A 23,318-nucleotide genomic window follows, 5' to 3' on the forward strand; every position below is an offset into this window, starting at 1 on the left:
GATGCCTACCCGGCGGCCTGCGCGGTGATCGGGGTGAACAGGTTGATCAGGTTGCCGTCGGGGTCTCGGAGCAGGAGCGACCGGTTGCCCCACGGCATCGTCGTCGGCTCGTTGACGAAGTCCTCGACGGAGTCGCGCAACCTGCGGTAGTCGGCGTCGACGTCGGAGACCATGAACTCGATGATCGCGGTGCGATTGTCGGCAGGGCGCGCGCTGCCGGCCCCGAACAACGCGACCGTACGCACGCTTCCGATCGCGAGTGTGCCGGCCGGAGTGACGATCTCGGCGAAATCCGGTGTAGCCCAACGGGCTTCGACACCGGTCACCCGCTGATAGAAGCCGACCAGCTGTTCGATGTCGGCGGTGATCAGGCGGATCGAGACGAGGTTCATTGCGTACTCCTGCTGTCGGGAAGGGCGGAAGTTCCACCACCGAATCCCAAGGTAGAGGCGATACCGGACATTTTCCGCCCGGTATCGATGGGAGAATTGCCGGATGACGCGCCCCACGGCCCGGGTACTGGCCCTGCTCGAGCTGTTGCAGACGGGCGGCACCCATACCGTCGGCGAACTCGCTGGGCGGCTGGGCGTGGACGAACGCACCGTCAGGCGTTACGTCACCCATCTCACCGACCTGGATATCCCCGTCCGCTCGGTCCGCGGCCGCTACGGCGGGTACCGGCTCGCTCCCGGCTACCGGATGCCTCCACTCATGCTGACCGATGACGAGGCGGTAGCCGTGCTGCTCGGACTCCTCACCAGCCATTCGACGACATCGGTCCACGCCGCCGACAGCGCGACCGCCAAACTCCGCCGCGTCCTGCCCACACGCCTGGGCGCTCGTCTCGACGCGCTGATGAACACCGCCGAATTCACCACCGACGCCCGCCCCGAAGTCCCGGTCGAAACCGCCGTCCTCCTCGACATCGCCGCGGCCACCCGCGAACACCGACTGGTCGCCATCGGTTACACCGACCGGAACGGACAACACTCTCAGCGGACCGTGCACCCCTACGGACTTGTCGCCCACTCTGGCCGCTGGTACCTGACGGCGATGGACAACAACAGCGACGACCTACGCCAGTTCCGACTGGACCGCATCACCGAGACAACCACCCTCCCCGAAACCTTCACTCCACCCGCCGAATTCGACCCGACCACCCACCTCGTGTCCGCCCTCGCCACTGCCCCCTACCGGCACGAGGTATCGATCCGCGTCCAAGGCACACCCACCCAAATCCGCCCACTACTCCCCGCGACCATCGCAACGCTGCACGAAATAGACTCCCCACCCACCGATCCCACCCCCTGGGTCCGAGTCCTCATCCGCGCCGAACACCTCGACTGGATTCCCCCCGTCCTCGCCGCCCTGAACCGCCCTTTTGTCATCGAGCACCCCGACGCCCTCAACGACGCCGTGCGCGCCCTGGGCCAGCGCCTCACCGCCGCCACCGCATCCGACCAGAATTCCACCGTCCGGTAATGCCGATGACTGAGCAACGTCGAGATCAGTAGGCAATCGCCCGCCAGGCCGAACCCGAACTTGGAGCAGGATCAGCAGCGCTCAGCTCTGAGACTTGATGTGAGGGAAGCTGATCGGATTGAAGTCCGCCCCGCGGTCGTCGACAGCACCGGAGAACTCGGCATGCTGGAATATCACCCAGTCGAACTTCGCGCCAGAGAAATCGCCCTTGAACTCTGCAAGCATGAAACTGGTTGTCTCGTGAAACTCGAAGTTTGTGCGTAGACCAGTCGTGCTCGGAGCATGACCGCAGGCGCGTGGAGATTGCCCGGGCAATGTATGGCGCCTCGGTTGAGCACCATCGCTCAGTACCTCTGCGCCAGAAGCCACTCGCGCGAAACGATTTTGTCCTCGGCGGTGATCGCATGGCCGACCGATAGCACCTGATGGGTTACCCGGGCTCCCGCACGGCGCAGCTGTTCAGCCAGCTGAAGGCCGTCCCCGTGTGACCGGCGGTTGTCGTGAGCGCCGTCGACTATCAGAACTGGAGTGTTGTCGACGCGGTCGGCTAGATCATGGGCGAACGGGGCCAGGGGACGGAAGAGGATCGCTCCCGCCAGCAATCCCGGATAGGTCATGAGTAGAGCCGCGCCCATAATGGCGCCGTTGGAGAAACCGATTGCGACGGGGCGTCTGGTGAGGTTGTAGTCAGCGCAGGCGGTTGCGATGAAACCTGCCAGCACCCGCGTCCTGGTGACGATGTCGCGCGGGTCTACGCGACGGTCCGGCAAGCGATGGAAGAAGGCATAGCCCTCATCCATGCTGACTGTGCCACGGACACTCAGTTTTGATGCCTCTGGGGCAATTTCGTCGGCTACCGGAATGAGGTCGGATTCGCTGCCGTGTGAGCCATGGAGCAGAACGAGCGGTGATTCGCCGTCAGCGCCAGCGTGGAAGCAGTGAGCGTGTGTCGATGCCGTCATCGACACAGACCCTACGGGGCTCAAGCCACCGCGGAACACGCGCTCGCACCCTCAGTGTGACCGGCATATGTCCTGTTCCGGGGTGGCGTGCGCACACAGGGGCCGGCAGCCGTTCACGCACAGAGGCTCATCTGGTCGAGGATTGCTCAGCAATCAGCAGAGCTGACCACGTATGCGGTCCCTGGGTTCTCGTCAACCTGACCGGGGACCTGCTTGTTCGTGTCGAGGTCTTTGGTGAGAATGGTCCGATGTCGGGTGTGAGGTTCGTGCGGCGCGTGGATGGGTTGACATATGAGTTCGTCCGCGATGGGGACGCGCACGGGTTCCCGTCGTATAGGCGGACCGACCTCGATATCTGGTGTCGCCGACTCCCCGACTTCGGTTGGGTGGTGTGCAACGCGGCCGATGAGGTATCGAGTCGCCCATTCGACGAACCTGGGCAAGGCGAGGTTCCTCCTGAGGGCGTGTGGGTGAGCCGCAAGGGCGAACGGTCCTATGTCTACGACCTTGTGCGCACCGATCCGTGAAACTCGATGGGTGGCCACCTGCTGAAGTCCGTACTCCTCCGCGACGTGACGTAATGTTTCGGTGGCGGACCTGCTGTGTCCGGGCCGCCGGGGTGAAGAGGTTGATCAGGTTGCCGTCGGGATCTCGAAACAGCACGATTTCGGCGAAATCTGGTGTAGCCCAGTTGGCTTCGACGCCGGTCACGTGCTGATAGAAGCTGACCAGTCGTTGGATGTCGTCAGTAATCACACGGATCGAGACGAGCTTCACTGTGTGCTCCTGCTGACGGATGCCACTAACCGACGACGAGGCGGTGGCCGTGTTACTCGGGCTCTTCCCCAGCCGCGGCGCCGACCGGCCGCCCGCGCAGCCGACAGCGCGACGGCCAAACTCCGCCGCGTCCTACCCCCGTACCTGACGGCCCGGCTGGACGCACTGATCAACACCTTCGGCAAGGTGACGTCGGGCAACAGTCCTCATCCGGAAATGGTTGCAGACAGCTAAATTTCGGCGCGATCGCCTCAAAGGAGGGGGCAGCGGTCTCCAGCCTGGGCATCCTGACACCCTGGACTCCACACCTGATTTCCGCACAATTCCTTGCAGGACGCAGACTAGTGACCAGACATTGGAAGGGGCAGAGTTGCGCATCGGGGTTTCCGGACCGCATGGAACCGGCAAGACAAGTTTGGTCGAAGAGCTCTGTGCGCGACTGGAGCGCGGGCACACAGCAATCCAGGAACCGTACGTACTACTCGAAGAGGAAGGATACGAATTCGCGTATCCGCCCGTGGCCGCCGACTATTGGGCACAGTTGCGCTACGCGATGCGCCTACTCGGTGATCCCGCACCCGCTGCGGTATACGACAGGACACCCCTCGACTTCCTCGCATATCTGGCAGCCATCGGCGTCGACGCGGAAGCCGGGATCGACGAAACCGCCCTACGCACCGCACTGGCCTCCCTCGATCTGCTGGTGATCGTTCCCATCACTGCTGAGACCGAACGTGTACTACCCACACCGGAACTGACCGGGCTCCGGCGCAGCGTGAATGATGCTCTGCTGGAACTGGTTTACGTCGACGACATGCAGTTACTCGAAGACGTGCCCATCCTCGAGCTGGCCTGCCCACTCGACCAGCGCGGCCGTGCGGTTCTGAACGCACTGACATACTGATCTGCCGATTCCCGTGCGATCGGTGGTGTGAGTTTCAGCTCGTACGCGAAGGCGCATCTTCCTCGCGATCCTCTCGAAAACGACCTCTCGACTGCATCAGTTCGAGTGCCGCAGCCGCGAGCGGTTTGATACGCCTAGGCCACCCCGAAGCGATGAACTCCTCATCGGACGAAATCCGAGGCGTCGCAGCACAGGCATCAAGGAGTGCTCGCTGCACGTCGTCGAGCGCGGTCACCTCTGCCGGTGTGAACGTCGACCATTCGCGCCATAGCCACGCGCTTTCGTCGTCGATCGTGTCGAAGAACTCGTTGATGTAGTCCCCGTACCCCCATGTACGAACACCCTCGTCTCCCTCGACGAGTGTCTCCAGTGCCTCTATCGCGCGGTTTCGCAGTCGCTGCTCGACAACCCGCCCGCTCGGCCGGTCCTGGTCGCCCACGCTCGTGATGCTAGCGGCCAGAAGCACGCTCATGCCACGACCCGCGCGACCCCGACGTCCGCGGTCCCAGCCGATTAACGCACTCACCTACCGATGAGCGTCCGGCTGGGCGGCGTCGCAGAGGGCCTCCACCTTTGCAGGATGGGCGAGCGCTGGATACATTGACGCCGTGATTCTTTCAACTGGGAAGGGCGTCGTGCGCCTCAGTCGGTGATCCCCCGCAGGGCCCAGGCCCCCGACGCGCGCCGCCGTGCGGGTGCTGGGTCGATCACCCGAGATCGGAAGCGCTTGCAGCGCAACCGATTGACAGCTATCAGTGAGATCGGGTTCGACTATCGGCCAGGACCCCCCGGACCCACCGACGTCCCCCAGATCATGCCCCGCATCGATACCATCCCTCTGACCGATCTCATCGACACCTTCGAAATCAGCGCCGACATGGAGCCTGTGGGCGGCCGTTACGGTGGCCTCGTCCCCCTGTTCGTCCGGTTCGAGTCAGCGGAGGAGCATTTTCACGGTTCCTCTCCCCTCACCATGGGACAGAAGACTCCTGTACTTGCTTGCAGTTGCGGGGATTTCGGCTGCTGGCCGCTGCTGACGCGCATAACCTCGACCGGCGACCTTGTCGTGTGGGACCACTTCGAACAGCCGTATCGCACCACTCGTGACTGCGCCGCATTCGGCCCATTTCTGTTCGACCGCAATCAGTACGACAAAGCTGTCCAGAACCTCGACGCCGCAATCGCCGCCCCTGTTCCAACGTCTCGATGACCTCGGAATGAGTCATCGCAGGAGCAACTCCCGAAACGCCGACCAGGAGAGTGCACTTCGTCAATCCTCGCAACCATCAGACGGTGAATTCTGAGAGCGTGATGGCCGGACGGCTGTGTTCGGGTTTGCCAGGCGGGTGCTCATCCCGCTTGCCTGGCGGTCCCACCACCTCCGCGCCGCCGAGCTCTATCAGGGTCGATGTAGAGCCGAATGCCCTTGTACATCACGATATTCGGCGAATCATCGTCGTTGTCTGGGTCGCCGGAGTCCGCGGGATCCGGCAGTTCCGCGATCTCCTCGATGACGATCTGCGCTCGCGCCGCACCGGGATCGAACATCTCCTGAAATGGCCCGACGAACGACCCTCCCAGACCGCGGTGCTTCGCCCGAACAGCCGCCCACCCCAACAGTGCCACCGGACCGATGGTGGCGATCAGCAGTAGCAAGTCCCCACCCATGCTTACGAGCGTACCGATGAGATCGTTCACTCCACTCAGGACGCAATTCGGTGCCCGCGGTTGCCCTGCCGGCCCGTGGTGGTGAAACCTCTCGGGAAGGGACGAAGCGATCTGACAGCGCACCTCGCCGCCACGGAGGCTGACTTCCAGGGCGCTGGATCCGCAACGAGTCATGAGGTCAGGTACGGAATCAGCGACGACCTCCTCGATGCCGCGCTGGCTGTACGCGCACACGTCGGGCACCTCAACGACGTCATTCACGGGACCGTCATCGCGCGCGTGCTACCCGCCATCTCGGAAGACGGAGAGGTAGTCGTCCAGCGGCCCTCGCTGGGATCGGGAAATGACCCGTCGCGACCGTTCGATCTGGAGACAGATCTTCGATTGCCGACCTCGCAACACTTGTCCCGGCGTTAGCACTTCCGCCCGAGCTGATCTGACGACAGGAGCGGCTGAGCGAACACAGAAGTCTGCTCGTCCAGCAGGCGGCGGATCTCATCGTCCGGGTACGGGGTGCTCCGGCTCGTCTGCTGGAACGCAAGCATGAACGCGGACATCGCCGCAGCGACCGGCGCCTGCCGGGTGAGAACCGCGGCGGCAACCTCGGGGATGCCCTCCGGCGGCGCGCCCGCCGCGATGGCGCGCACCATCTCGATGCGTTCGGCCCGGTCGTCCCGCCGGAGCCCGTACAGAGCGGTGAGCAGCCAGTTCACCAAATAGGTTGCGGTGAAGCCGCGGTCATAGCTCTGGTTCCGGTCGAAGAACGCGGCTTCCTGCGGTGAGAGGTCGAACCCGGAGGAGAGCGCGAGGCCGTAATCTGCGAAGTAGAGGCGTCGACCGTCGGTCAGGATGTTCTGGAAGTGCGCGTCGAGATGCAGGAGCCCCCGACCGTTCATGAAGGCGGTGGCGGCGGCCAACTCCCGCTCCACCATGGCGCAGGCCCGGTCAGTGGCCTCATCGCCCGCCTCGATCTGGGCATTCAGCCACTCGTGCAGGGTCTGCGGAATGTACTCCAGGAACAGCGCGATACTCGCCGAAGAGTCCCGAACGGCCTCGATCCGATGGCGTATCCGGGGTCGGTCATCCCAGTAGGCGACGGCGCGATCGATGTCGGCGAGCTCGTCCGACAGTGGCGTCGTGTCCGGCAGCACCCGCCAGTGGTACATCAGCGGGAACCCCTCGCGTTCGGCAGCGAGCACCCAGTTCGTCGTCATGGTGTGCACGGCGAGCTCGCGCCAAGCTCCGAAGCCCGCCCCACCGATGAGGCCGACACCGTAGTGGTAGAACTGCGGCACATCGAACAGGTTCGCCGTCGACCGGACGTGCGCCGGCTGCCGTTCCAGATCGGTGAGGGGCACTCGCTTCACGAAAACCGGAGCTCCGGCGATCTCCAGCAGCGCTGACTTTCCGCCGATACCGGAACCGATCGGCACGGCCGCATCCACGAGCTCGCCCAACGCATGATCGCTGTGCAGTGCCAGCGCAGTAGAGACGGCGCCGTGGACGCGCAGGCGCTCCGTGCGCGACATGTCAAGGGGCGCCGCAGCATCGCGGGACTCTCGGCCACGTATCACCACGTCCGCCCCTCCCCCAGCCGCACTTGCGATTCCGCGGCAATCAACAGTCAGCCTATCGCGGTCTCAACCTGTCGAACTCTGAGCAGGGTGGTATCGCTGTTTCCCGCCGCGGTCCTGGGTGCGGCCTCTCGGCGTCGGAAAGCCGGCGCTTCTCATGTCACCTTGATGACGACCTTGCCCGAGGTGTGGCCGTTCTCGACGGCGGCGAGGGCGGCCGGGGCGTCGGCGAGCGGATGGACCGCGGTGATCACGGGTGCGAGGACTCCGTCGAGGGCCAGCTGGGCGGAGCGCTCAAGATTCTCTCGGTCCAGGCGACGCTCGATGAAACGCCCACCGAGGTCGGGCACAGACATATCACCCACCGCGATGACGTTGCGAGGATCGCGGGCCAGTGGCGCGACCGTCCGTAGCGAGGTACCTCCGACCAGATCGACGACCCCGTCGAAGCCGTGCGGAACCAGCTCGCGCGCCGCCGCGACGACGTTCTCGACGGCGTAGTCGATGAACCGCACTCCGATGGCTTCAGCGTGCTCGCGCTTGGCAGTACTGCCGATGCCGATCACACGCAGCTCGCGCCCGATGGCCAGCCGGGCGGCGGCGAGGCCGACCCCACCGCCGACGCCGTTGACCAGGACCGTGGCACCGGCCGGAAGGTCGAGCTGGTCGAGCGCATCCACCGCGGTCGTCCCGGCCACCGGCAGCGTTGCCGCCACGGTCGCGGACAGGCCCGCCGGGATGCGCGCGGTGTTCGGCGCGGACAGCACCGTCGTCTCGGCGTAGGTACCACCACCGGTGAGTGCGAAGCCGAAGACCGCGTCACCCACCTCGAGCCCTTCGACATCCTCGCCGCGGGCGAGAACGATTCCGGATGCCTCCATGCCCAGCACGCGGGGAAATGGACGCCCGCCGTCGAGCCCAGGGACCAGACCCGAGCGCACAAGGTGGTCAAGGGGATTCACGCCGGCGACGTCGACCCGGATCAGCACCTCGCCGCGACCGGGAACGGGAACGAGACGATCGAAGAACTCCTGCACCTCGGGCCCGCCAAACCTGCCGAAACCCCACGCCTGCCCCATTTTCCGCCGCCTCTCGAATGACCGGCCCAGGTGATTCCGGGCTCTGTAGCCATCCTCACCCCTCACACCGATGTAAGAGGCAACCGATCGAGGTGCAGGTCACAGCATCAGGCCGACCGCGCCACCGGTTCGGCGGCCACCGACAGCTCCGCCCGGTGCCGGCTGTTGACCCTGATCAGCGCGTCGAGCGCATCTCGGTTCTCGGTCAGGTGCGCGATCTCGGCGTCGATCCGGTCGCGCTCGCGCGTCATCGTCGCGAACGTCTCCTCGGCGACACCCAAGTCACCGGGAATGTCCACACACGGCAGCACGGTCGCGATCACCCGGCTGGACATACCCGCGTCGAACAGCTGCCGGATGAGCGACACACGCTGGACCTCCGCATCGGAATAGTGGCGCTGCCCGGCGCCGGAGCGTGAGCTGGTCAGCAGACCCTGCGCTTCGTAGTACCGCAATGAGCGCGGACTCACGCCCGTGCGCTTGGACAGCTCGCCGATCCGCATCCTGCGAGGCTACGCCGATGTGCTCCCAGCCCGGAGGGCCTCCGATGTGGTCAGCTGGGGCCGCGCCCAAGCGACGATTCGAGAAGGAAGTTCAGCAGTCGGCCCGTTTCGGCATGTCGGCGAGCAGCCTGCGTGTGCGAGGACAGCGGTTCAGTCTGTCACCGCAGGAATCCGGGCGGTGGTGAGCCCGACGCGCATCGCGACTATCTCGGCAGTGGCGTCGGCGTGGTCGGTGTGCGCTTCGACGCGACGTTCATGGTCTGCGAGTAGCGCGAACCCGGCGTGACCAACCACTACGTCCAGGACCTGAACCCGCAGCCGGTATCGCACAAGGACTTGCCGCGCCATACGCTGGGTTCTCGAAAACCTCGGCATGGCCACATGACGTTCACAACGCACGCACCGATGAGTCTGTGCAGATCGCGGCGTCTGCACTACAGAACGACGAAGCGGCTCCGCGCGCCCGTTTCGCCGCACACCGTGAGGTGCGCATCGCACCCGTAGGCGACTGAGTGTTGGAGGTACCTCGTGTCGGATGCCCTGGCCCGTGACACCCTGTGGGCGATGGCCCACGCCGAGCGTGCCGCCCTGGCCGACGATCTCGCCGGCTTGGACGACCAGCAGTGGAGACGGCCCTCGCTGTGCGGAGACTGGGTGGTCGAAGAGGTCGTCGCGCACCTCACCGCAGCGGCGAGCATCGGACGGCTGCGCTGGCTGTCCAGCGTCCTGGGTGCCCGGTTCGACTTCGACAAGCACAACAACCGGCGTCTCGCCGAGCACCGTGGCAGTACTCCCGCCGAAACCCTCGAACGGTTCCGGGCGGTCGTCACCAGCACCCTTGCGGCTCCCGGACCCACGGCGGCCTGGCTCGGTGAAGTCGTTGTCCACGCACAAGACATCCGGCGTCCCCTCGGACTACCGCGCACACCGTCGACGGAAGCCGCTACCGAAGTCGCGCGTTTCTACGCCGGACGTGACTTCACGGTCACCAGCCGCAGCAATACCGACGGCCTGCGATTGGAGGCGACCGACGGACCTTTTGCTGCCGGGTCCGGCCCTGTCGTCAGCGGGACCACGATCGCGCTGACCATGGCGATGGCCGGCAGATCTACGTACTGCGATGACCTCGCCGGACCCGGCGTGCCGATACTGCGCGACCGGGTGACCGCTCGATCCGGCACCCGCAGCGGATGATCCCATCCACCTCCGCCGAGGCCGCACCTGCCAAGACCGTGCGGTGAACAGTGATCCGGGGAAGGGCCCGGACCGCCCGGACGCACCGTGGGCCTGTCACCAAGGCACTGTTCCGGCATCGTCGAAGAATCCGCCGGTCGGTCCGTCGTCGGGCAAAGTCGCGAGGTGAATCGCGATCGCCGCCCCCTGTGCTGGAGTGCGGACGCCTCGCAAACCGTTGAGATCGGTGGCGGTGAAACCTGGGCAGCCGGAGTTGATCAGGATGTTGGTGTCGCCCAGTTCCTTGGCGTATTGGATGGTGACGGCGTTGAGGAAGGTCTTCGACGCCGAGTAGGCAGTGGGAACCGGGCCCATGTCGAGGCCGGGAGCGGTCTGCAGGGCGAGCGAGCCCACGCTGCTGGACATGTTGACGATTCGCGGTGCTGCCGAGCGGCGCAGCATGGGCAGCATCGCGTTGGTTACCCGGATGACGCCGATCACGTTGGTTTCCACGACAGCGCGCACGGTCGCGGGATCGACCGTGGTGGGCGTCTGTGGCACGCTGCCGGTGATCGCGGCATTGTTGACCAGGACGTCGAGCCCTCCCGCATGGTCGGCGATCAGCTCGGCCGCGGCGGCGACACTCGCGTCGTCGTCCACATCGAGCGGCACGCCGAACGCCTCGATTCCGGCCGCGCGCAGTTTCTCCACCGCGGTGTCGCGCCGTTGTCGATCCCTCGCGCCCACACCGATTCGCCAGTCGAGGGCGCCCAGGCCCGCCGCGATCTCGAATCCGATTCCTTTGTTCGCGCCGGTCACCAGCGCGATTGTCCGTTCACTCATGCCGTTGACAATGCTGCGGACACGGGTGGGACGTCCAAGACCGATCGGGTGTGCGTCGATACCGCGCGGGTATTGGTCGTGGTGAGTGCCGGATACGATGGCCCGGTGGAGACGCGGGAGTTGCGATACTTCGTCGCCGTCGCCGAGGAGTTGCACTTCGGGCGGGCGGCGCAACGGCTCGTGATGGCGCAACCACCGCTGTCGCGGGCGATCCAGCAACTGGAACGCCGGCTCGGAGTCGTTCTGCTGCATCGCACTACGCGCGCGATCACGTTGACCCCAGCCGGGGCGGTGCTGCTACGGGAGGCCCGGCTGGCGATCGGAGCGGTCGAAGCCGCCGAGCGCCGCACTCGCCGCGCCGCTGCCGACCGGCCCGGTGTGGTGCTGGCGACCAAGGCAGGAGCGTCCAGCGAACTGTTGTCGAAGCTGCTGGACGCCTACACCGCCGACCCCTGCGCTGTCGCAGTCGAGGTGGTGCTGTGCGGGCCCGGCGAACCGGAAAGCCTGCTACGCAACGGGAGTGCCGACGTCGCTCTGCTCCTCCGGCCCTACGACACGACGGCCGGATTCGATACCGAGGACCTGCACACCGAACAGCAGATCGTGGTCCTGCCCGCGGGACACCCCCTCGCCGACCGAACTCACCTGTCGATGGCTGAGGTCAACGCCCTGACGGACCTGCCCCTACCGCGATGGCCTCGACCCGACGGAAGCTATCCGGACGGCCCCGGCCCGCAGGTTCGCGACCATACCCAGTTGACCCAGCTGATCACGCTCGGCCGGGCCTGCGCGGTCATGCCCGAGTCGCTCCGAACCCAGCTACGCCACGAGCACGCCATCGTGTCGGTGCCGGACGCACCGGCCGTCACCACCGTCATCGCCTGGCCACCACACAGCAGATCACAAGCCATCGCCGACCTCGTCCGCACGGCGACAAGCCTCTGACATTCGCATGCCGCCTACCGCGCGGTCACGAACGTCCGAATCTGCCGAGTATCGCGCACTCTCCAGTCCAACTGCGGACCGATACGCTGTTGCAGTGCACGAGAGGCTGGGAAACGGTGATGGCTGTGAACTGCCTGCCACCGCTGTCCATTGGCTCAGTGACGATCCGCAACCGGGCATTGTGTTGGTCGAGTTGGTCGATGTACACGACCGACCTCACCAATTGGTCGCTAAGACCGCCTACTTCGGCGGGGAACTGCTTCCCACATCGGCCTATCCCTGCCCCACCACTATCCAGTGCACGATCGAGGACATCGACGACGATATAGCTACCGTCAGCACATGGTGGTTATCCGGCGGCCCCGACAACGTGCCGTTCGTCTTCGACGTACGACTGGACACCCTCGGCCCAACCAACCGCCGACCGCCGCCCACGCGTCCGGTCTAGGCGAACCGGCGTCTGCTCGAACCGCGACCCGAGGATTTCGAACCGGTCGGTGCAGGCACGTGGAAGATCAACGAGCCGAGCACCCCGACGTGCGGGATGCCGTCGGCTAGTCGTCGGGGGACGCGCGGCGGTTGCGTTTGGTGACACCGCGCCGCTTCTTCGCGGAGATGCGTCGTTCCTTCGCTCCGCGCGAGGGCTTGGTGGCGCGGCGAACGGGTGGCGGGGCGGCAGCGGCATCGCGGAGTAGCGAGGCCAGGCGTTCGCGGGCGGCCGCGCGGTTCTGCAGTTGTGCGCGCTGCTCCGATGCGGCGATCGTGAGGACACCGTTGACCAGGCGGGTGGCCAGGCGGTCGAGCATCCGGGTGCGCAGCCACTCCGGCACCGAGGGTGAGTTGGCGAGGTCGAAGGACAGCTCTACCCGGCTGTCGGTGGTGTTGACGTGTTGCCCTCCCGGGCCGGACGACCGTGAGAACCGCTCGCGCAACTCGGACGCGGGTATCACCAGCCCCCGAGTCACGGTCAGGTCCTCTGCCATGATCCGACGCCACTCTCTCCGATCGAACAGCCACCTCGGCCGGGTCGGCCCAGGTCCGACTGGACAGTGACCTTGTCGTTCACGATAGCGATGACCTTGTCGGCGGGAAACAACCAGGCCGTCCCTTCGCACGCCAGGACAGTAGCGTGCAAGGGCGGCGCAAGGGTCCGCTGTCAGAGTCGATGACATGACGTGGCACAGCGGCCGACGAGCCGAGGGAAAGAACATTCTGGTGACCGGTGCCAACGCGGGCATCGGATACTTCACCGCCGAGCAGCTCGCGGCCAACGGTGCCACGGTGGTGCTGGGCTGCCGCGACACCACCAAGGGCGACCTCGCGGTACGCGCGATCCGGGCACGGGTTCCCGATGCTCGACTGCGGTGCGTGCGTCTGGATCTCTCGGATCTGTCCGCACTGTCGGTGACGGTGGGCGCCCTCGATGTCGACAGTCTGGACGCGATCGTGCTCAATGCGGGAATCCTGCTGTCCGGTCCCGATCGTCGCATGAGTGCTCACGGACACGAATTGATGTTCGCGACAAACCATCTCGGGCACTTCGCACTGGTCGCACATCTGGCACCACTATTGGCCGCGACAGCGAACAGCCGGGTGATCACGGTGGGCAGCTTCGCCGCACGGTCGGAGCGAATCGATCTCGGTGATCTGCAATCCGAGCACGACTATCGACCCAAGCGCACCTACGGGCGATCGAAGCTGGCCCAAATGCTGTTCGGTTTCGAACTGGATCGTCGTCTGCGCGCGAATGCTGCCGACATCGCCAGCATTGTCGTCCACCCCGGCGGCGCCTTGGACTCACTGACGCCGTCTCGGCCACCGCTGTTCGTTCGCACCACCGCCCAGCGCCTGCGCGGACTACCCGCGGGTGTTGCGCTACACGGTAAACACGCGGCGGCCGCCACCATTGTCCGAGCCGTTCTCGACAGCGAGATAGACGGCGGGCAACTCTGGGGGCCAAGGGTGTTCGGTCTTCGAGGGCAACCGCATCGTGAAACGCCCCACGCGCACATGACCGACCACGACACTGCTGCCGAACTGTGGGCCGCCAGTGCGGCACTCACTGACGTCGATCCATTCGTGCGTCCTTCCACACCGACTCGGCAGTGACCCATTTCGGTTCGGCACCGCGTTCCGCCACACGGAGTGGCGGCGTGCGATCGGGATGACCGCAGGGCAGACTTGGCCGGTCCAGAAGCTTCATCGCCCCCGACACCGAGGCAACGATGACACCGATTCCGGCTGGTATCTCGCTCGACACACTCTCCGCACTTCCCCGATTTCCAGCAGGAACATCGTTCGGCCCCGATATCGACGCCGCCAACGAGATTCTGCTGTCCGCCGCCGATGAGCAGACCAAACGCGCGGCGTTTCTGGACTGGGCGGCCCGGCACCAGCCGTGTGTTTTCGGACGGATGGCCACCAAGTCCGGCACACCAGCGCGGGGATTGGCGATGGATCTGTGCTGGGTCGGCGAACAGACGCTCGCCGCCGGGCCGCACGCGATCTCAGCCCGCATCGCCGCAGACCGACGCACCTGGAAGGAGCGAGCCGCGCGCGGAATGAGCAGTGCCTTTCTGGTGATCTTCAACAGCCGGTGTCTGGCTCACGCCCGGCCAGGCCCCGAATTCGCCCGTCTGTGCACCGACCTGGCATCGCTGTACCTCACCGAACTGGCACCCGTGCGGCCCGACGTGATCTATACCGAGGCGATCCCGCTGCGCGGTAGCGACGGGGTGCTGCGCCTGTTCAAAGGCAGTGTGCAGCTGTTCCATACCGGTGCCCATCTGCGCCGTCATCACGACCGCCGGATCCCCGGTGGGGTGATGATCTCGGTGAACGGACCGGGACACTACGCCAATTCCCTTGTCACTCAGGGTATATGCGTGGACCTGACCGAATCTGCGCCCATGGTCCGACGTTTGGCCGCACGCTCGATAGGCGCGGGTGGTCTCGGTGACGAGCGCGCGCTGAGCACCACTTGGCACCGCGACCCCGACCCCGCCGCACGCGACACCGCACGCTGGTTCTCCGCCGCCTACCACCTCGACGTTCTCGTCCAATCCGACGTAGTCAGCGATCCCGGGGCGCGAACCGGCCCCTGCCCCGCGCACGAACAATGGTCCTGGCTGCATTTGGACTACATCGACGCCGGCGAAACCTCCCCCACCGACCCCACCCACGGCTGGTTCCACGGCGTCCGCATCCCCGAGCGCGACTTACACCACAACCCTTGGCCCCCAGTCGTTCCCATCGACGCACCTGACTTCAACTACTGACTGCCTCGCCCGAGCCCGAGCGGGCGCAGTCGGTGGACCGCACTCGCTCACCGCACGAACCGACTCGGCCGCCCACTGCCTGTGGTCGGCACAGCCCTACCTCCGATCATCCGCGTTTCTGCCAGGCTCGCGTCGGGGCATCGGGGGCATCAATCGTGGCACCGGCGGTAGCGGTACAGACCCCGGCGAGGCCCGGAACGCCTCGATCATGAGGGCAGCGAAGCGGCGCGAGGCCGCGATTCGTGCTGCCGATGTGCCCGCATGGATGCCGTTGTTGGCCATGATCATGAGGATGAGGTCGTCCGCCACGATGTCGGGGCGCAGGTGGCCGGTGTTCTTGGCGCGGCGGACCAGTTCGGCGGCGCCGGTGAGCGAGGAGTTGCGGATCGCGGCGAAGTCCAGCGCGTGCGGGTAGGCGGACATGAAGGCTGCGGCGAATCCATGGTCGCGGGCTTGCAGCTCGCAGAGCTTCTCGACGGTGCGGCAGAAACCGTGCCAGGGATCAGGGTCGGCGAGCCCTTCGTCCACGAGAGTCCGGCAGGCGAGCATCTGATCGGTGAACGCCTCGGCGACCAGCATCTCCTTGGTCGGGAAATGGCGATAGAGGGTGGCGGGGCCGACCTGGGCGCGCCGGGCGATCTCCCGCATCGGCACATCCAGGCCGTCGATGACGAACACCGCGCGGGCCGCATCGAGAATGCGTTCGCGGTTGTCCCTGGCATCCGAACGCAGGGTGTGAGGCAAACGAGTGGTCACCGCTCTCACTTTAGCTAAACGGACGGGGGCGTCCGTTACGGTCCCACTGGTCAGTTCCCCTCGAACAGAACACGGAGACGCCGATGAAGGCAATAGTGGTCCAGGCATTCGGAGGTCCAGAGGTCCTCGCGGTGGTCGAACTCCCGCACCCGAATCCGGCCGCCGGAGAGGTGTTGATCACGACCGAGGCGATCGGTGTCGGCGGTGTCGACGCTCTTGTCCGAAGTGGCGCGCTGGCCGCCTTCGGGATCACGCCAGGTCACATCTTGGGCCAAGAGGTCGTCGGCACTGTGACCACGGTCGGCGAGGGCGTCGACACAGGGTGGATCGGTCAGCGCGTGTGGGCGTTCACCGGTGAGGGTGGCGGCTATGCCGAGCGCGCCATCGCTTCCGCCGAGACGCTCGTTCCCGTTCCGGAGGCCCTGTCGGCTGTCGACGCGGTGACCCTCGGCAGCTCGGCCATGGTGGCCCACTTCGCTTTGCGCCATGCGCAGTTCACGCGCGGAGAGTCGGTACTGGTGCGTGGCGCGGCGGGCGGTATCGGCGTGGTGGCAGTCCAGCTCGCGGCTCGCGGCGGTGCGGGTGCGGTCGCGGTCACGACTTCCTCGCCTGCGCGCGGCGATCGCCTGCGGGATCTCGGCGCGACACATGTGCTGGACCGCGCCGGCCGGGGTGCGGAGAACGCTCCCGCGGGCTACGACGTCATCATCGATATCGCCGCGGGTGCGGATCTACCGTCGTTCCTCACCAAGCTCGAGCCCAACGGCCGGATGGTGGTCGTCGGTGTTATGGCAGGCATGCCGCCCGCGGATTTCGGCGTGGAGATGATCAAGGCTTTCCGGCGATCGACGTCGTTCGCGACCTTCAGTGCCGATACCGTGCCTATATCCGACCGGCGAGCAGCAACCGCCGAACTATTCGCGGCCGCGGTTCGCGGCGAGCTGAAAGCAGTTGTGCACGAGATACTTTCCCTTGAGCAAGCTGTGCTGGCTCACCGGAGAATGGACGCCGGCGAGGTGTTCGGCAGAATCGTGCTCATTCCATCGGTCACCAAGCGTCGGTGAGATCGCTTGCTGCTCCGGACATCCTGCGATGACCAATTATGTTGTTGGCTGCCTAAATCGGAAACGCTGCTATAGCAGCCGAACAGCAAGTATCCGCCCGAGACTGCTGAAGAATTCCCCACCCCGATGTACGCGGCTAGGCGAACCTCGTAGTGAGCTCGGTCGCGATCTCATAGTGGCGCACAAGGAACGAGCGTTCGTCGAGCTTCTTGCGGCGCAGCCAGCCGGTCACCTCGGCGTTGCACTTGCTGGCGTTGCACGACCCACACGCGGGCACGACGTTGCCGAGCGTGTAGCGGCCACCGCGCGAGAGGGCCTGCACGCAGTCCTTCTGCAGCGAGGTGACAGGAGATTTGCAGTAGGCGCACCCACCCCAGGACGTTTTGAGCGCGTCCCACTGCGCGTCCGTGAGGTCGTGCGCGACGGCCGCCATCCGCTTCTTGCGCTTACGTGCGGCGCGGACCTGTTTGCTACCCCCAGTCGGCACGACGGTCAGGATACGCGTTGCGATGATCAATTGGCCGGAGGCCGGGCCACTGTTTCCGGCACAGTCCGCACCGTGGATACCGGGCCTGGGCCTGTTCCCCTATCCCCTGGGCCGTCGAGGGCTGATATAGCTCAGCACGTGCTTGCCGCCGGCTTCGCGGCGAATCGGTCGGCCAGATAGGTCAGGGCCGTCGGCATTCCCAGCATGGCTTCGGTACCGTGCTCGCCGACGGAATTCTCCACCAGCTGCACCGGAATCCCAGCGGCGCAGTATTTTCCGGCCAGCGCCCGGGCCGCACCGATCGGCGCGAACTCGTCAGCGACAGCGTGATGGAGCAGCACCGGCACGGCAGGTTCGCCCGGACGGAACAAGGGGCTGGCTTTCCGCACCACCGTGCTCAGTTCGGCGTTGTTCGTGATCGACCCAGGCCAAGCTTCCAGCGCCGCCGCATCGAGAAACGGATACGCCAGAGCGGCGTCGGGCACGCAATCGGCCCGGCTCGCGGCCAGCATCCTGCGGCCGGATTCGTTGAGGTACTGAGCCACATCAGCTTCGGGATAGGACCGGTCCAACCCCACCAGGCCGACCACAACCGCGCCACCGGCGATTCCACCGCTGAAGCCGGACATGGTGGCTTCCAGGTCCGCGACGACCCCGCCCAGCACCACACCGGACAGTCGCAGTTCCGGGGCGTAGGTGGCGTGCGCTTGCGCAGCGATAGCGGTGGCCTGTGCACCGCCGGAGTATCCCCACATGCCGATCGGCGCCGCGGGGTCGACAGCCGCGGGCGCGAACGCTCTAGCCGCGCGGATACCGTCCAGCACGCCATGGACATATCCGTCGGCACCGAACAGATCGGAGTCGGGACCCTGATAGTCCGGTACGACCAGAGCCCATCCCTGTTGCAGTGCAAACCGAATCATGCCGGTCTCGGCGTATGCGCCGCTGGGGACGCCGTCGATCCCACCACGCAGAGCATACGAAGGTGCGCATTTCGAGCCGACGCCGTCTTCGGCTACCTGGTACGACAGCAGCGGACGCGGGCCCTCGCCAGTCCATTCTTGATGCGGTACAAGGACTGTTGCGATGTAGGCCCGGGGTGCCCCATGATTGTCGATCGTCTTGTACTGCACCTGCCAGGCATCCGCCGGCAGCGGCTGCGAGAACGACTCCGTTTCGATCACCCGCGACGCGAGCACTGTCCCATCGGCCAGGTCGGCGAGACCCGCAGGCTGGGCGTAGAACGAATCCTGTTCCGGCAGCGGCACTGCCGTAGCCCAACCCGCGCACGCCGCTACCAGCACGAAGACCACACCGCCAACCGCTGCCCGCAATGTCGCGATCTGAACTGCCCGCATCGAACACCCCACCCCCGAGAACCTGTTCTAGTTTTGCGCTCCCGCGAGCGTAATGCACTCGATAGAACCTGACACCCGAACCAGCGATCTGGCGACCGGGCAGTCGACGGGGGTGCCGCATAGCAAATATCCGACAAAAGCCACCTACTCGAACAGCGGCACGACATCTGGTGTTCAGGCTGGATAGCGTTGTACCCCATCGGAGCTGGGCTAGCCGAAGACATTCGAGGCTGCCGGACAAGCGAATGGGGGGCGGGAGCCCTGTTTGTCGACGAGCGCGACCGAGTGTTGCTGGTCGAGCCGTCGTACAAGCCCCCTGGATACGACCCGCCCCTGCGGCAGCTGCCGCCTAGCTCAGGTGAGCCGGGTGTCGGCGAAGACCACCATTGCGTCGCGGTAGTACGTTGCAAGCCCTACAGCGATCCGGTCGAAATTCTCGGCATAGCCCGGATCATCATAGGTACGAGCCAGCGCCTTGAACGCGCGAGCGCCCGGGTCCCAAGTCGCGCGGATGAGCTGGTATGCCGTCTCGATTTCCGCCTGTACGGACGGGTCGCTCACCGCCGTCTCGGATGACATGAATTCGGCCATCCGAATCATCGCTGCGGTCGTATCTCGCTGCATCCGTTCGATGTCCTCGGTACTGAGCGAGTCGATGAACTGTTGCGACCGCTGCCGGGTCTGCTCCCGATCCGGCCAATCGTCGCCTCGTACCGCTTCGTACCGGTTCGGGTCGAAACCTTCGAAAAGGTTTTCCGGCCTGTTGATTTCGGTCACAACAACTGTTCCGTTCTGTGTCTCGAGTTCCTCGATGGTGCGGGCAAGCGTGTGTGCTACCCGGGCGAGACGATCACGCTTGTGGGTCACCTTCGCGTGGTGCTCGCGCAGCGCCTGCACGTGATCCGTCTGCCCGTCGAGAATCGCCGCGATGGCATCGAGCGGCATATCCAACTCCCGCAACACGAGAATCTGCTGCAACCGCAGCAGTTGCTCCTGCTCGTAGACGCGGTAGCCATTGCTGCGAATACCAGCGGGCGGCAGCAGCCCTATCTCGTCGTAGTACCGCAGCGTGCGCGGCGTCACGCCAGACATGCGGGCAATTTCGGCAACAGACCAGAACACACCCATCCTCCAACTTGGAACTCGACCGGCCGATCCGGCACCTCGACGCTAAACATGCACGCAACGTGAACCTCAATACCCGCGGCCGAGATCGCCACCAGCGCCGCAGTGACGGCTGCTGCCATGGTCGCCGCGCAGAATACGCTGTGGGCCCTTTCACCCTGACCGCCGCGGAAGCCATCAGACGGTGCGAAAGCCCGCTGCCACCGATAGGTGGCCCAGCTAGGCCTACCTGGACCTTGGCCGAATGGTTTGGAACTCGGGTTGAATTCGGTCGGTGGACCGAGTGGCCTTCAGGCGGGTTGGTCGGCGGCGAGGAAGGGGGTCATGAGGCTGAGCAGTTCCTGTGGGCGGTCCAGCGGGATGATGTGACCGCAATCCGGAATGACGTGTCCGGTGAGGTCGGCGGCGATGGGGCGTAGCTGACGCTCCAGCGCGTCGCCGACCGGGTGGGCACCGATCGCCAGGGTGGGTGCGGTGAGCCGGTCGGTCGCCACGGCGTGATCGATCTGGTGAGCGCTGGTCGGCAGTGCGCGGTAGTAGGAGAAGGCGCAGCGCAGGGCGTCATCTCCGGTGTAGGCATCGACGAACGCGTCGCGGATATCTTCCCGCACGCCCCGGCCTCGGGTGCCGGTGGTGAGGAACCACTGGATATACCGCGCCTCGTGGCCGAGCAGGACCGTTTCGGCGAGACCGGGGACGGCATGGAATCCGAACCACCACGGCGGACCCGCGACGAGGAAGTCCTCGGCGCCGGGGAGCCTGCCCAGCAGTGCTTCCATGACCACCAGCCGCCGAACCCGGTCGGGGTATCGCAGGGCGAGCAGGACTGCGACCGGGGTGCCGGCATCGATCGCGACCACGGCCGCGGTGGGTTCGCCGAGGGCATCGAGGATCCCGGCGACATCGGCGGCCAGCGTGCCTGCGTCGTAGCCGTCCGACGCACGGCTGGTGGCGCCGAACCCGCGTAGGTCCGGGGCAATCACCCGGTACTGCGCGGACAACGGGCCGATGATCTCGCTCCACAATCGCCAGGTGTGCGGAAAGCCGTGCAGCAGAACGACTGCGGGCCCGGAGCCTGCGGTGGCGACATTGGCGCGGATGCCGTTGGTCTCGATCTGGCGCAGCTCGGTAGGCGCGGCATGGAGCGGCGGAGTGCGGGACATAGGACCCCCGGTTAGTAACTATTGGTTATCAGGGAACGATAGGTAATCTCGGGTAGGCTGCCAAGACGGCACGTCTACTACAGGTGGTGAGGTCCAGGTGACTACTCGATCAGCGCAGGTGAAGGCACCGGATCGCGGCGATCTGTTCGATGCGCAATGCCCGACACGTCAGTTGCTGGACCGCATCGGCACAAAATGGACGTCGATGGCGGTCAAGGTCCTCGCGCAGGCCGCCCCGGATGAAGTGCGGTTCGCCGAACTGCGGCGGCGAATGCCCGGTGTATCCCAGAAGATGCTGTCGGTGACCCTGCACAACCTGACCCGGGACGGTCTCGTTACCCGCCGAGTGGAACCGACGGTGCCACCACGCGTGCACTATGGGCTCACCGAACTGGGCTTGTCCCTGGAGGTCCCCTTGGCGGCACTGCGCACTTGGGCAGAGGATCATATGGCCGAGATCGACCGCGCCGGCGCCGTCTATGACGCACACGCCGACCCGACCACCGAATAGCTTCCCCAGCGGGCGCCTTCGCAGATCGGTCGGGCAACACACCCTCGGGCTCGGCATATATCGCTTGCGGCGAGCGCTGGAGGTACCGCACAATGGGCGGCCGAGGCCAGGACCTGCGGAAATCCGGGATCAGCGCGCTGCCTGCATGCGCGGTGGCAGGGATGCGGCGACGGGATCGGCGAGAATTCGGGCGAATGGGTGGTTCATGTTCGATGTGATCATTGCCGGCTGTGGGCCGACCGGTGCGATGCTGGCCGCTGAGCTGCGGTTGCACGATGTGCGGGTTCTCGTGCTGGAGAAGGAACCCGAGTCCGTGTCGTCGTTCGTCCGGGTGGTCAGTCTGCATGTGCGCAGCCTGGAGCTGATGGCGATGCGCGGGCTGCTGGATCGTCTTCTCGAACGCGGACGGCAGCGTCCGGTCGGCGGGGTTTTCGCCGCCATCGCCACACCGACGCCCGAGGGGCTGGATTCCGCGTACGCCTATCAGCTGGGCATTCCGCAGCCGATCATCGATCACCTGCTCGAAGACCATGCGATCGAACTGGGTGCGCAGGTCCGAAGTGGTTGCGCGGTGGCCGGTTTCGAGCAGGACGACGAGGGCGTAACTGTCGAGCTGGCCGACGGTGAGCAGGTGCGGTCGCGGTATCTCGTGGGCTGTGACGGTGCGCGCAGTACGGTGCGCAAACTGCTCGGTGTCGATTTCCCCGGTGAGCCCGCGCGGACCGAGACGTTGATGGGCGAGATGGAAGTGGGTGCCTCGCACGAAGAGATCGTCGCCAAGGTGACCGAAATCCGCGCGACCCATGCGGTATTCAGTCTCAGGCCCTTCGGGGAGGGCATCTACAGCGTCGTTGTTCCCGCCGCGGGGGTGCGCGAGGATCGCACGGAACCGCCCACGCTCGCGGATTTCCAACAGCAGTTGCGCGCGATCGCCGGAACCGATTTCGGCGTGCACTCCCCGCGCTGGCTGTCTCGTTTCGGCGATGCCACCCGGTTGGTCGAGCGCTATCGGGTCGGTCGGGTGCTGTTGGCGGGCGATGCGGCGCACATCCACCCACCCGCCGGCGGTCAGGGGCTGAATCTGGGCGTTCAGGACGCCGTCAACCTCGGCTGGAAATTGGCCGGGCAGATCCACGGCTGGGCGCCGGAAACCCTGCTGGACACCTATCAGTCCGAACGTCATCCGGTCGCCGCGGACGTGCTGGACAACACCCGCGCCCAGGTCGAACTGGCGTCCACCGAGCCGGGCCCACAGGCCGTCCGCAGGCTGCTGACCGAACTGATGGGCTTCGACGAGGTGAACCGCTACCTGATCGAGAAGATCACCGCGACCGCCATCCGGTACGACTTCGGCCCAGGCCCCGATCTACTCGGCCGCCGCCTGCCCGACCTCGACCTGAAACAGGGCCACCTCTACGACCGACTACGTCAGGGCCGCGGTCTGGTCTTGGACCGCACCGAACGCCTGACCGTCGACGGCTGGTCCGACCGGGTCGACATCATCGCGGATCCCACTGCGGCACTGGATGTTCCAGCGCTGCTGCTACGCCCCGACGGCCACGTCGCCTGGATCGGAGAGCACCAGCAGGACCTGAACACCTGCCTCTCCCACTGGTTCGGCAAGCCCGCACATGCGTCTCGATGATGTCCGCGCCATCCACACCAG

27 protein-coding genes and 1 pseudogene are annotated in these 23,318 nt (G+C 65.7%); 12 read left to right on the forward strand and 16 right to left on the reverse strand.

The window, feature by feature from the left end:
- Positions 1 to 5 precede the first annotated feature (5 nt).
- Complete coding sequence (locus tag ACWFRF_RS00795) at positions 6 to 392, reverse strand: VOC family protein (protein WP_452448377.1); 387 nt, start codon at positions 390 to 392, stop codon at positions 6 to 8.
- A gap of 103 nt (positions 393 to 495) precedes the next feature.
- Between ACWFRF_RS00795 and ACWFRF_RS00800 the strand changes: the two genes are divergently transcribed.
- Complete coding sequence (locus tag ACWFRF_RS00800; protein ID WP_452448378.1) at positions 496 to 1,482, forward strand: helix-turn-helix transcriptional regulator; 987 nt, start codon at positions 496 to 498, stop codon at positions 1,480 to 1,482.
- 81 nt (positions 1,483 to 1,563) lie between these two features.
- Here the strand turns inward: ACWFRF_RS00800 and ACWFRF_RS00805 are convergent, their stop codons facing one another.
- From ACWFRF_RS00805 to ACWFRF_RS00815, 3 genes and pseudogenes are all read right to left on the reverse strand, one after another.
- Positions 1,564 to 1,707 carry a hypothetical protein gene (locus tag ACWFRF_RS00805; protein ID WP_452448379.1) on the reverse strand — a complete coding sequence of 48 codons (144 nt, stop codon included), beginning with the start codon at positions 1,705 to 1,707 and terminating at the stop codon, positions 1,564 to 1,566.
- A 119-nt stretch (positions 1,708 to 1,826) separates the two neighbouring features.
- The gene (locus ACWFRF_RS00810) at positions 1,827 to 2,444 is read right to left on the reverse strand and encodes an alpha/beta hydrolase (RefSeq protein ID WP_452448380.1); all 618 of its coding nucleotides are present in this window, start codon (positions 2,442 to 2,444) and stop codon (positions 1,827 to 1,829) included.
- 615 nt (positions 2,445 to 3,059) lie between these two features.
- Positions 3,060 to 3,221: pseudogene (locus ACWFRF_RS00815) on the reverse strand (VOC family protein); the annotation flags it as partial.
- Between the two features lie 517 nt (positions 3,222 to 3,738).
- On the opposite strand from ACWFRF_RS00815, the gene ACWFRF_RS00820 reads away from it, so the two are divergent.
- Positions 3,739 to 4,125: an AAA family ATPase gene (locus tag ACWFRF_RS00820; RefSeq protein ID WP_452448381.1), complete on the forward strand. Its 387-nt coding sequence runs from the start codon at positions 3,739 to 3,741 to the stop codon at positions 4,123 to 4,125.
- Between the two features lie 34 nt (positions 4,126 to 4,159).
- Here ACWFRF_RS00820 and ACWFRF_RS00825 read toward each other — a convergent pair whose 3' ends face one another.
- Positions 4,160 to 4,564, reverse strand: coding sequence for a hypothetical protein (locus tag ACWFRF_RS00825; protein ID WP_452448382.1), 405 nt, complete (start codon positions 4,562 to 4,564; stop codon positions 4,160 to 4,162).
- A 375-nt stretch (positions 4,565 to 4,939) separates the two neighbouring features.
- Here ACWFRF_RS00825 and ACWFRF_RS00830 point away from each other — a divergent pair, with 375 nt between their 5' ends.
- Positions 4,940 to 5,335 carry a hypothetical protein gene (locus ACWFRF_RS00830; RefSeq protein WP_452448383.1) on the forward strand — a complete coding sequence of 132 codons (396 nt, stop codon included), beginning with the start codon at positions 4,940 to 4,942 and terminating at the stop codon, positions 5,333 to 5,335.
- 140 nt (positions 5,336 to 5,475) lie between these two features.
- Here the strand turns inward: ACWFRF_RS00830 and ACWFRF_RS00835 are convergent, their stop codons facing one another.
- From ACWFRF_RS00835 to ACWFRF_RS00850, 4 genes are all read right to left on the reverse strand, one after another.
- Positions 5,476 to 5,793, reverse strand: a complete 318-nt coding sequence (locus tag ACWFRF_RS00835) for a hypothetical protein (RefSeq protein ID WP_452448384.1) — start codon at positions 5,791 to 5,793, stop codon at positions 5,476 to 5,478.
- A gap of 413 nt (positions 5,794 to 6,206) precedes the next feature.
- Complete coding sequence (locus tag ACWFRF_RS00840; protein ID WP_452448385.1) at positions 6,207 to 7,088, reverse strand: protein kinase family protein; 882 nt, start codon at positions 7,086 to 7,088, stop codon at positions 6,207 to 6,209.
- 434 nt (positions 7,089 to 7,522) lie between these two features.
- Complete coding sequence (locus tag ACWFRF_RS00845; protein WP_452448386.1) at positions 7,523 to 8,446, reverse strand: NADP-dependent oxidoreductase; 924 nt, start codon at positions 8,444 to 8,446, stop codon at positions 7,523 to 7,525.
- Positions 8,447 to 8,553: 107 nt separating this feature from the next.
- Complete coding sequence (locus ACWFRF_RS00850; protein ID WP_378989873.1) at positions 8,554 to 8,949, reverse strand: MerR family transcriptional regulator; 396 nt, start codon at positions 8,947 to 8,949, stop codon at positions 8,554 to 8,556.
- Between the two features lie 132 nt (positions 8,950 to 9,081).
- Here ACWFRF_RS00850 and ACWFRF_RS00855 point away from each other — a divergent pair, with 132 nt between their 5' ends.
- Both ACWFRF_RS00855 and ACWFRF_RS00860 read left to right on the forward strand, forming a co-directional pair.
- A complete protein-coding gene (locus ACWFRF_RS00855; protein WP_452448387.1) occupies positions 9,082 to 9,219 on the forward strand; it encodes a hypothetical protein in 138 nt (45 codons plus the stop codon).
- Between the two features lie 258 nt (positions 9,220 to 9,477).
- The gene (locus ACWFRF_RS00860; protein ID WP_452448388.1) at positions 9,478 to 10,143 is read left to right on the forward strand and encodes a maleylpyruvate isomerase family mycothiol-dependent enzyme; all 666 of its coding nucleotides are present in this window, start codon (positions 9,478 to 9,480) and stop codon (positions 10,141 to 10,143) included.
- Between the two features lie 96 nt (positions 10,144 to 10,239).
- Here the strand turns inward: ACWFRF_RS00860 and ACWFRF_RS00865 are convergent, their stop codons facing one another.
- Entirely contained in the window at positions 10,240 to 10,965 is a 726-nt protein-coding gene (locus ACWFRF_RS00865) for an SDR family NAD(P)-dependent oxidoreductase (protein ID WP_452448389.1), read from the reverse strand.
- Between the two features lie 105 nt (positions 10,966 to 11,070).
- Between ACWFRF_RS00865 and ACWFRF_RS00870 the strand changes: the two genes are divergently transcribed.
- Positions 11,071 to 11,910: a LysR family transcriptional regulator gene (locus ACWFRF_RS00870; RefSeq protein WP_452448390.1), complete on the forward strand. Its 840-nt coding sequence runs from the start codon at positions 11,071 to 11,073 to the stop codon at positions 11,908 to 11,910.
- Between the two features lie 94 nt (positions 11,911 to 12,004).
- Positions 12,005 to 12,358 carry a hypothetical protein gene (locus ACWFRF_RS00875; RefSeq protein ID WP_452448391.1) on the forward strand — a complete coding sequence of 118 codons (354 nt, stop codon included), beginning with the start codon at positions 12,005 to 12,007 and terminating at the stop codon, positions 12,356 to 12,358.
- 106 nt (positions 12,359 to 12,464) lie between these two features.
- Here ACWFRF_RS00875 and arfB read toward each other — a convergent pair whose 3' ends face one another.
- Positions 12,465 to 12,893 (reverse strand): alternative ribosome rescue aminoacyl-tRNA hydrolase ArfB, encoded by a 429-nt coding sequence (gene arfB / locus ACWFRF_RS00880; protein WP_378662109.1) that lies wholly within the window; start codon positions 12,891 to 12,893, stop codon positions 12,465 to 12,467.
- A 187-nt stretch (positions 12,894 to 13,080) separates the two neighbouring features.
- On the opposite strand from arfB, the gene ACWFRF_RS00885 reads away from it, so the two are divergent.
- Together ACWFRF_RS00885 and ACWFRF_RS00890 are read left to right on the forward strand one after the other, a co-directional pair.
- The gene (locus tag ACWFRF_RS00885) at positions 13,081 to 14,019 is read left to right on the forward strand and encodes an SDR family NAD(P)-dependent oxidoreductase (RefSeq protein WP_452448392.1); all 939 of its coding nucleotides are present in this window, start codon (positions 13,081 to 13,083) and stop codon (positions 14,017 to 14,019) included.
- Positions 14,020 to 14,135: 116 nt separating this feature from the next.
- Positions 14,136 to 15,188, forward strand: coding sequence for a hypothetical protein (locus ACWFRF_RS00890; protein ID WP_452448393.1), 1,053 nt, complete (start codon positions 14,136 to 14,138; stop codon positions 15,186 to 15,188).
- A 96-nt stretch (positions 15,189 to 15,284) separates the two neighbouring features.
- Here ACWFRF_RS00890 and ACWFRF_RS00895 read toward each other — a convergent pair whose 3' ends face one another.
- Entirely contained in the window at positions 15,285 to 15,944 is a 660-nt protein-coding gene (locus ACWFRF_RS00895) for a TetR/AcrR family transcriptional regulator (protein WP_452448394.1), read from the reverse strand.
- Between the two features lie 83 nt (positions 15,945 to 16,027).
- Here ACWFRF_RS00895 and ACWFRF_RS00900 point away from each other — a divergent pair, with 83 nt between their 5' ends.
- Positions 16,028 to 17,008, forward strand: a complete 981-nt coding sequence (locus ACWFRF_RS00900) for a zinc-binding dehydrogenase (protein ID WP_452448395.1) — start codon at positions 16,028 to 16,030, stop codon at positions 17,006 to 17,008.
- Between the two features lie 136 nt (positions 17,009 to 17,144).
- On the opposite strand, the gene ACWFRF_RS00905 is transcribed toward ACWFRF_RS00900, so the two are convergent.
- The 4 genes from ACWFRF_RS00905 to ACWFRF_RS00920 form a co-directional block, all read right to left on the reverse strand.
- The gene (locus tag ACWFRF_RS00905) at positions 17,145 to 17,495 is read right to left on the reverse strand and encodes an HNH endonuclease (protein ID WP_378630944.1); all 351 of its coding nucleotides are present in this window, start codon (positions 17,493 to 17,495) and stop codon (positions 17,145 to 17,147) included.
- Positions 17,496 to 17,626: 131 nt separating this feature from the next.
- On the reverse strand, positions 17,627 to 18,853 hold the full coding sequence (locus tag ACWFRF_RS00910) for a lipase family protein (protein ID WP_452448396.1): 1,227 nt from the start codon (positions 18,851 to 18,853) through the stop codon (positions 17,627 to 17,629).
- A gap of 354 nt (positions 18,854 to 19,207) precedes the next feature.
- A complete protein-coding gene (locus tag ACWFRF_RS00915) occupies positions 19,208 to 19,975 on the reverse strand; it encodes a MerR family transcriptional regulator (protein ID WP_452448397.1) in 768 nt (255 codons plus the stop codon).
- A 293-nt stretch (positions 19,976 to 20,268) separates the two neighbouring features.
- Positions 20,269 to 21,141 carry an alpha/beta fold hydrolase gene (locus ACWFRF_RS00920; RefSeq protein ID WP_452448398.1) on the reverse strand — a complete coding sequence of 291 codons (873 nt, stop codon included), beginning with the start codon at positions 21,139 to 21,141 and terminating at the stop codon, positions 20,269 to 20,271.
- Positions 21,142 to 21,238: 97 nt separating this feature from the next.
- Between ACWFRF_RS00920 and ACWFRF_RS00925 the strand changes: the two genes are divergently transcribed.
- Both ACWFRF_RS00925 and rox read left to right on the forward strand, forming a co-directional pair.
- The gene (locus ACWFRF_RS00925) at positions 21,239 to 21,652 is read left to right on the forward strand and encodes a winged helix-turn-helix transcriptional regulator (protein ID WP_452448399.1); all 414 of its coding nucleotides are present in this window, start codon (positions 21,239 to 21,241) and stop codon (positions 21,650 to 21,652) included.
- Positions 21,653 to 21,857: 205 nt separating this feature from the next.
- On the forward strand, positions 21,858 to 23,297 hold the full coding sequence (gene rox, locus ACWFRF_RS00930; protein ID WP_452448400.1) for a rifampin monooxygenase: 1,440 nt from the start codon (positions 21,858 to 21,860) through the stop codon (positions 23,295 to 23,297).
- Positions 23,298 to 23,318: the final 21 nt, after the last annotated feature.

It is taken from the genome of Nocardia sp. NPDC055165, assembly GCF_053606985.1.

Excerpts from the sequence above, each read along its gene's own strand:
- ACWFRF_RS00910 (WP_452448396.1), bottom strand. The coding sequence starts at position 18,853 with ATGCGGGCAGTTCAGATCGCGACATTGCGGGCAGCGGTTGGCGGTGTG.
- ACWFRF_RS00845 (WP_452448386.1), bottom strand. The coding sequence starts at position 8,446 with ATGGGGCAGGCGTGGGGTTTCGGCAGGTTTGGCGGGCCCGAGGTGCAG.
- ACWFRF_RS00865 (WP_452448389.1), bottom strand. The coding sequence starts at position 10,965 with ATGAGTGAACGGACAATCGCGCTGGTGACCGGCGCGAACAAAGGAATC.
- ACWFRF_RS00900 (WP_452448395.1), top strand. The coding sequence starts at position 16,028 with ATGAAGGCAATAGTGGTCCAGGCATTCGGAGGTCCAGAGGTCCTCGCG.
- ACWFRF_RS00850 (WP_378989873.1), bottom strand. The coding sequence starts at position 8,949 with ATGCGGATCGGCGAGCTGTCCAAGCGCACGGGCGTGAGTCCGCGCTCA.
- ACWFRF_RS00805 (WP_452448379.1), bottom strand. The coding sequence starts at position 1,707 with ATGCTTGCAGAGTTCAAGGGCGATTTCTCTGGCGCGAAGTTCGACTGG.
- rox (WP_452448400.1), top strand. The coding sequence starts at position 21,858 with ATGTTCGATGTGATCATTGCCGGCTGTGGGCCGACCGGTGCGATGCTG.
- ACWFRF_RS00885 (WP_452448392.1), top strand. The coding sequence starts at position 13,081 with ATGACGTGGCACAGCGGCCGACGAGCCGAGGGAAAGAACATTCTGGTG.
- ACWFRF_RS00800 (WP_452448378.1), top strand. The coding sequence starts at position 496 with ATGACGCGCCCCACGGCCCGGGTACTGGCCCTGCTCGAGCTGTTGCAG.
- ACWFRF_RS00810 (WP_452448380.1), bottom strand. The coding sequence starts at position 2,444 with ATGACGGCATCGACACACGCTCACTGCTTCCACGCTGGCGCTGACGGC.
- ACWFRF_RS00890 (WP_452448393.1), top strand. The coding sequence starts at position 14,136 with ATGACACCGATTCCGGCTGGTATCTCGCTCGACACACTCTCCGCACTT.
- ACWFRF_RS00920 (WP_452448398.1), bottom strand. The coding sequence starts at position 21,141 with ATGTCCCGCACTCCGCCGCTCCATGCCGCGCCTACCGAGCTGCGCCAG.
- arfB (WP_378662109.1), bottom strand. The coding sequence starts at position 12,893 with ATGGCAGAGGACCTGACCGTGACTCGGGGGCTGGTGATACCCGCGTCC.
- ACWFRF_RS00830 (WP_452448383.1), top strand. The coding sequence starts at position 4,940 with ATGCCCCGCATCGATACCATCCCTCTGACCGATCTCATCGACACCTTC.
- ACWFRF_RS00835 (WP_452448384.1), bottom strand. The coding sequence starts at position 5,793 with ATGGGTGGGGACTTGCTACTGCTGATCGCCACCATCGGTCCGGTGGCA.
- ACWFRF_RS00795 (WP_452448377.1), bottom strand. The coding sequence starts at position 392 with ATGAACCTCGTCTCGATCCGCCTGATCACCGCCGACATCGAACAGCTG.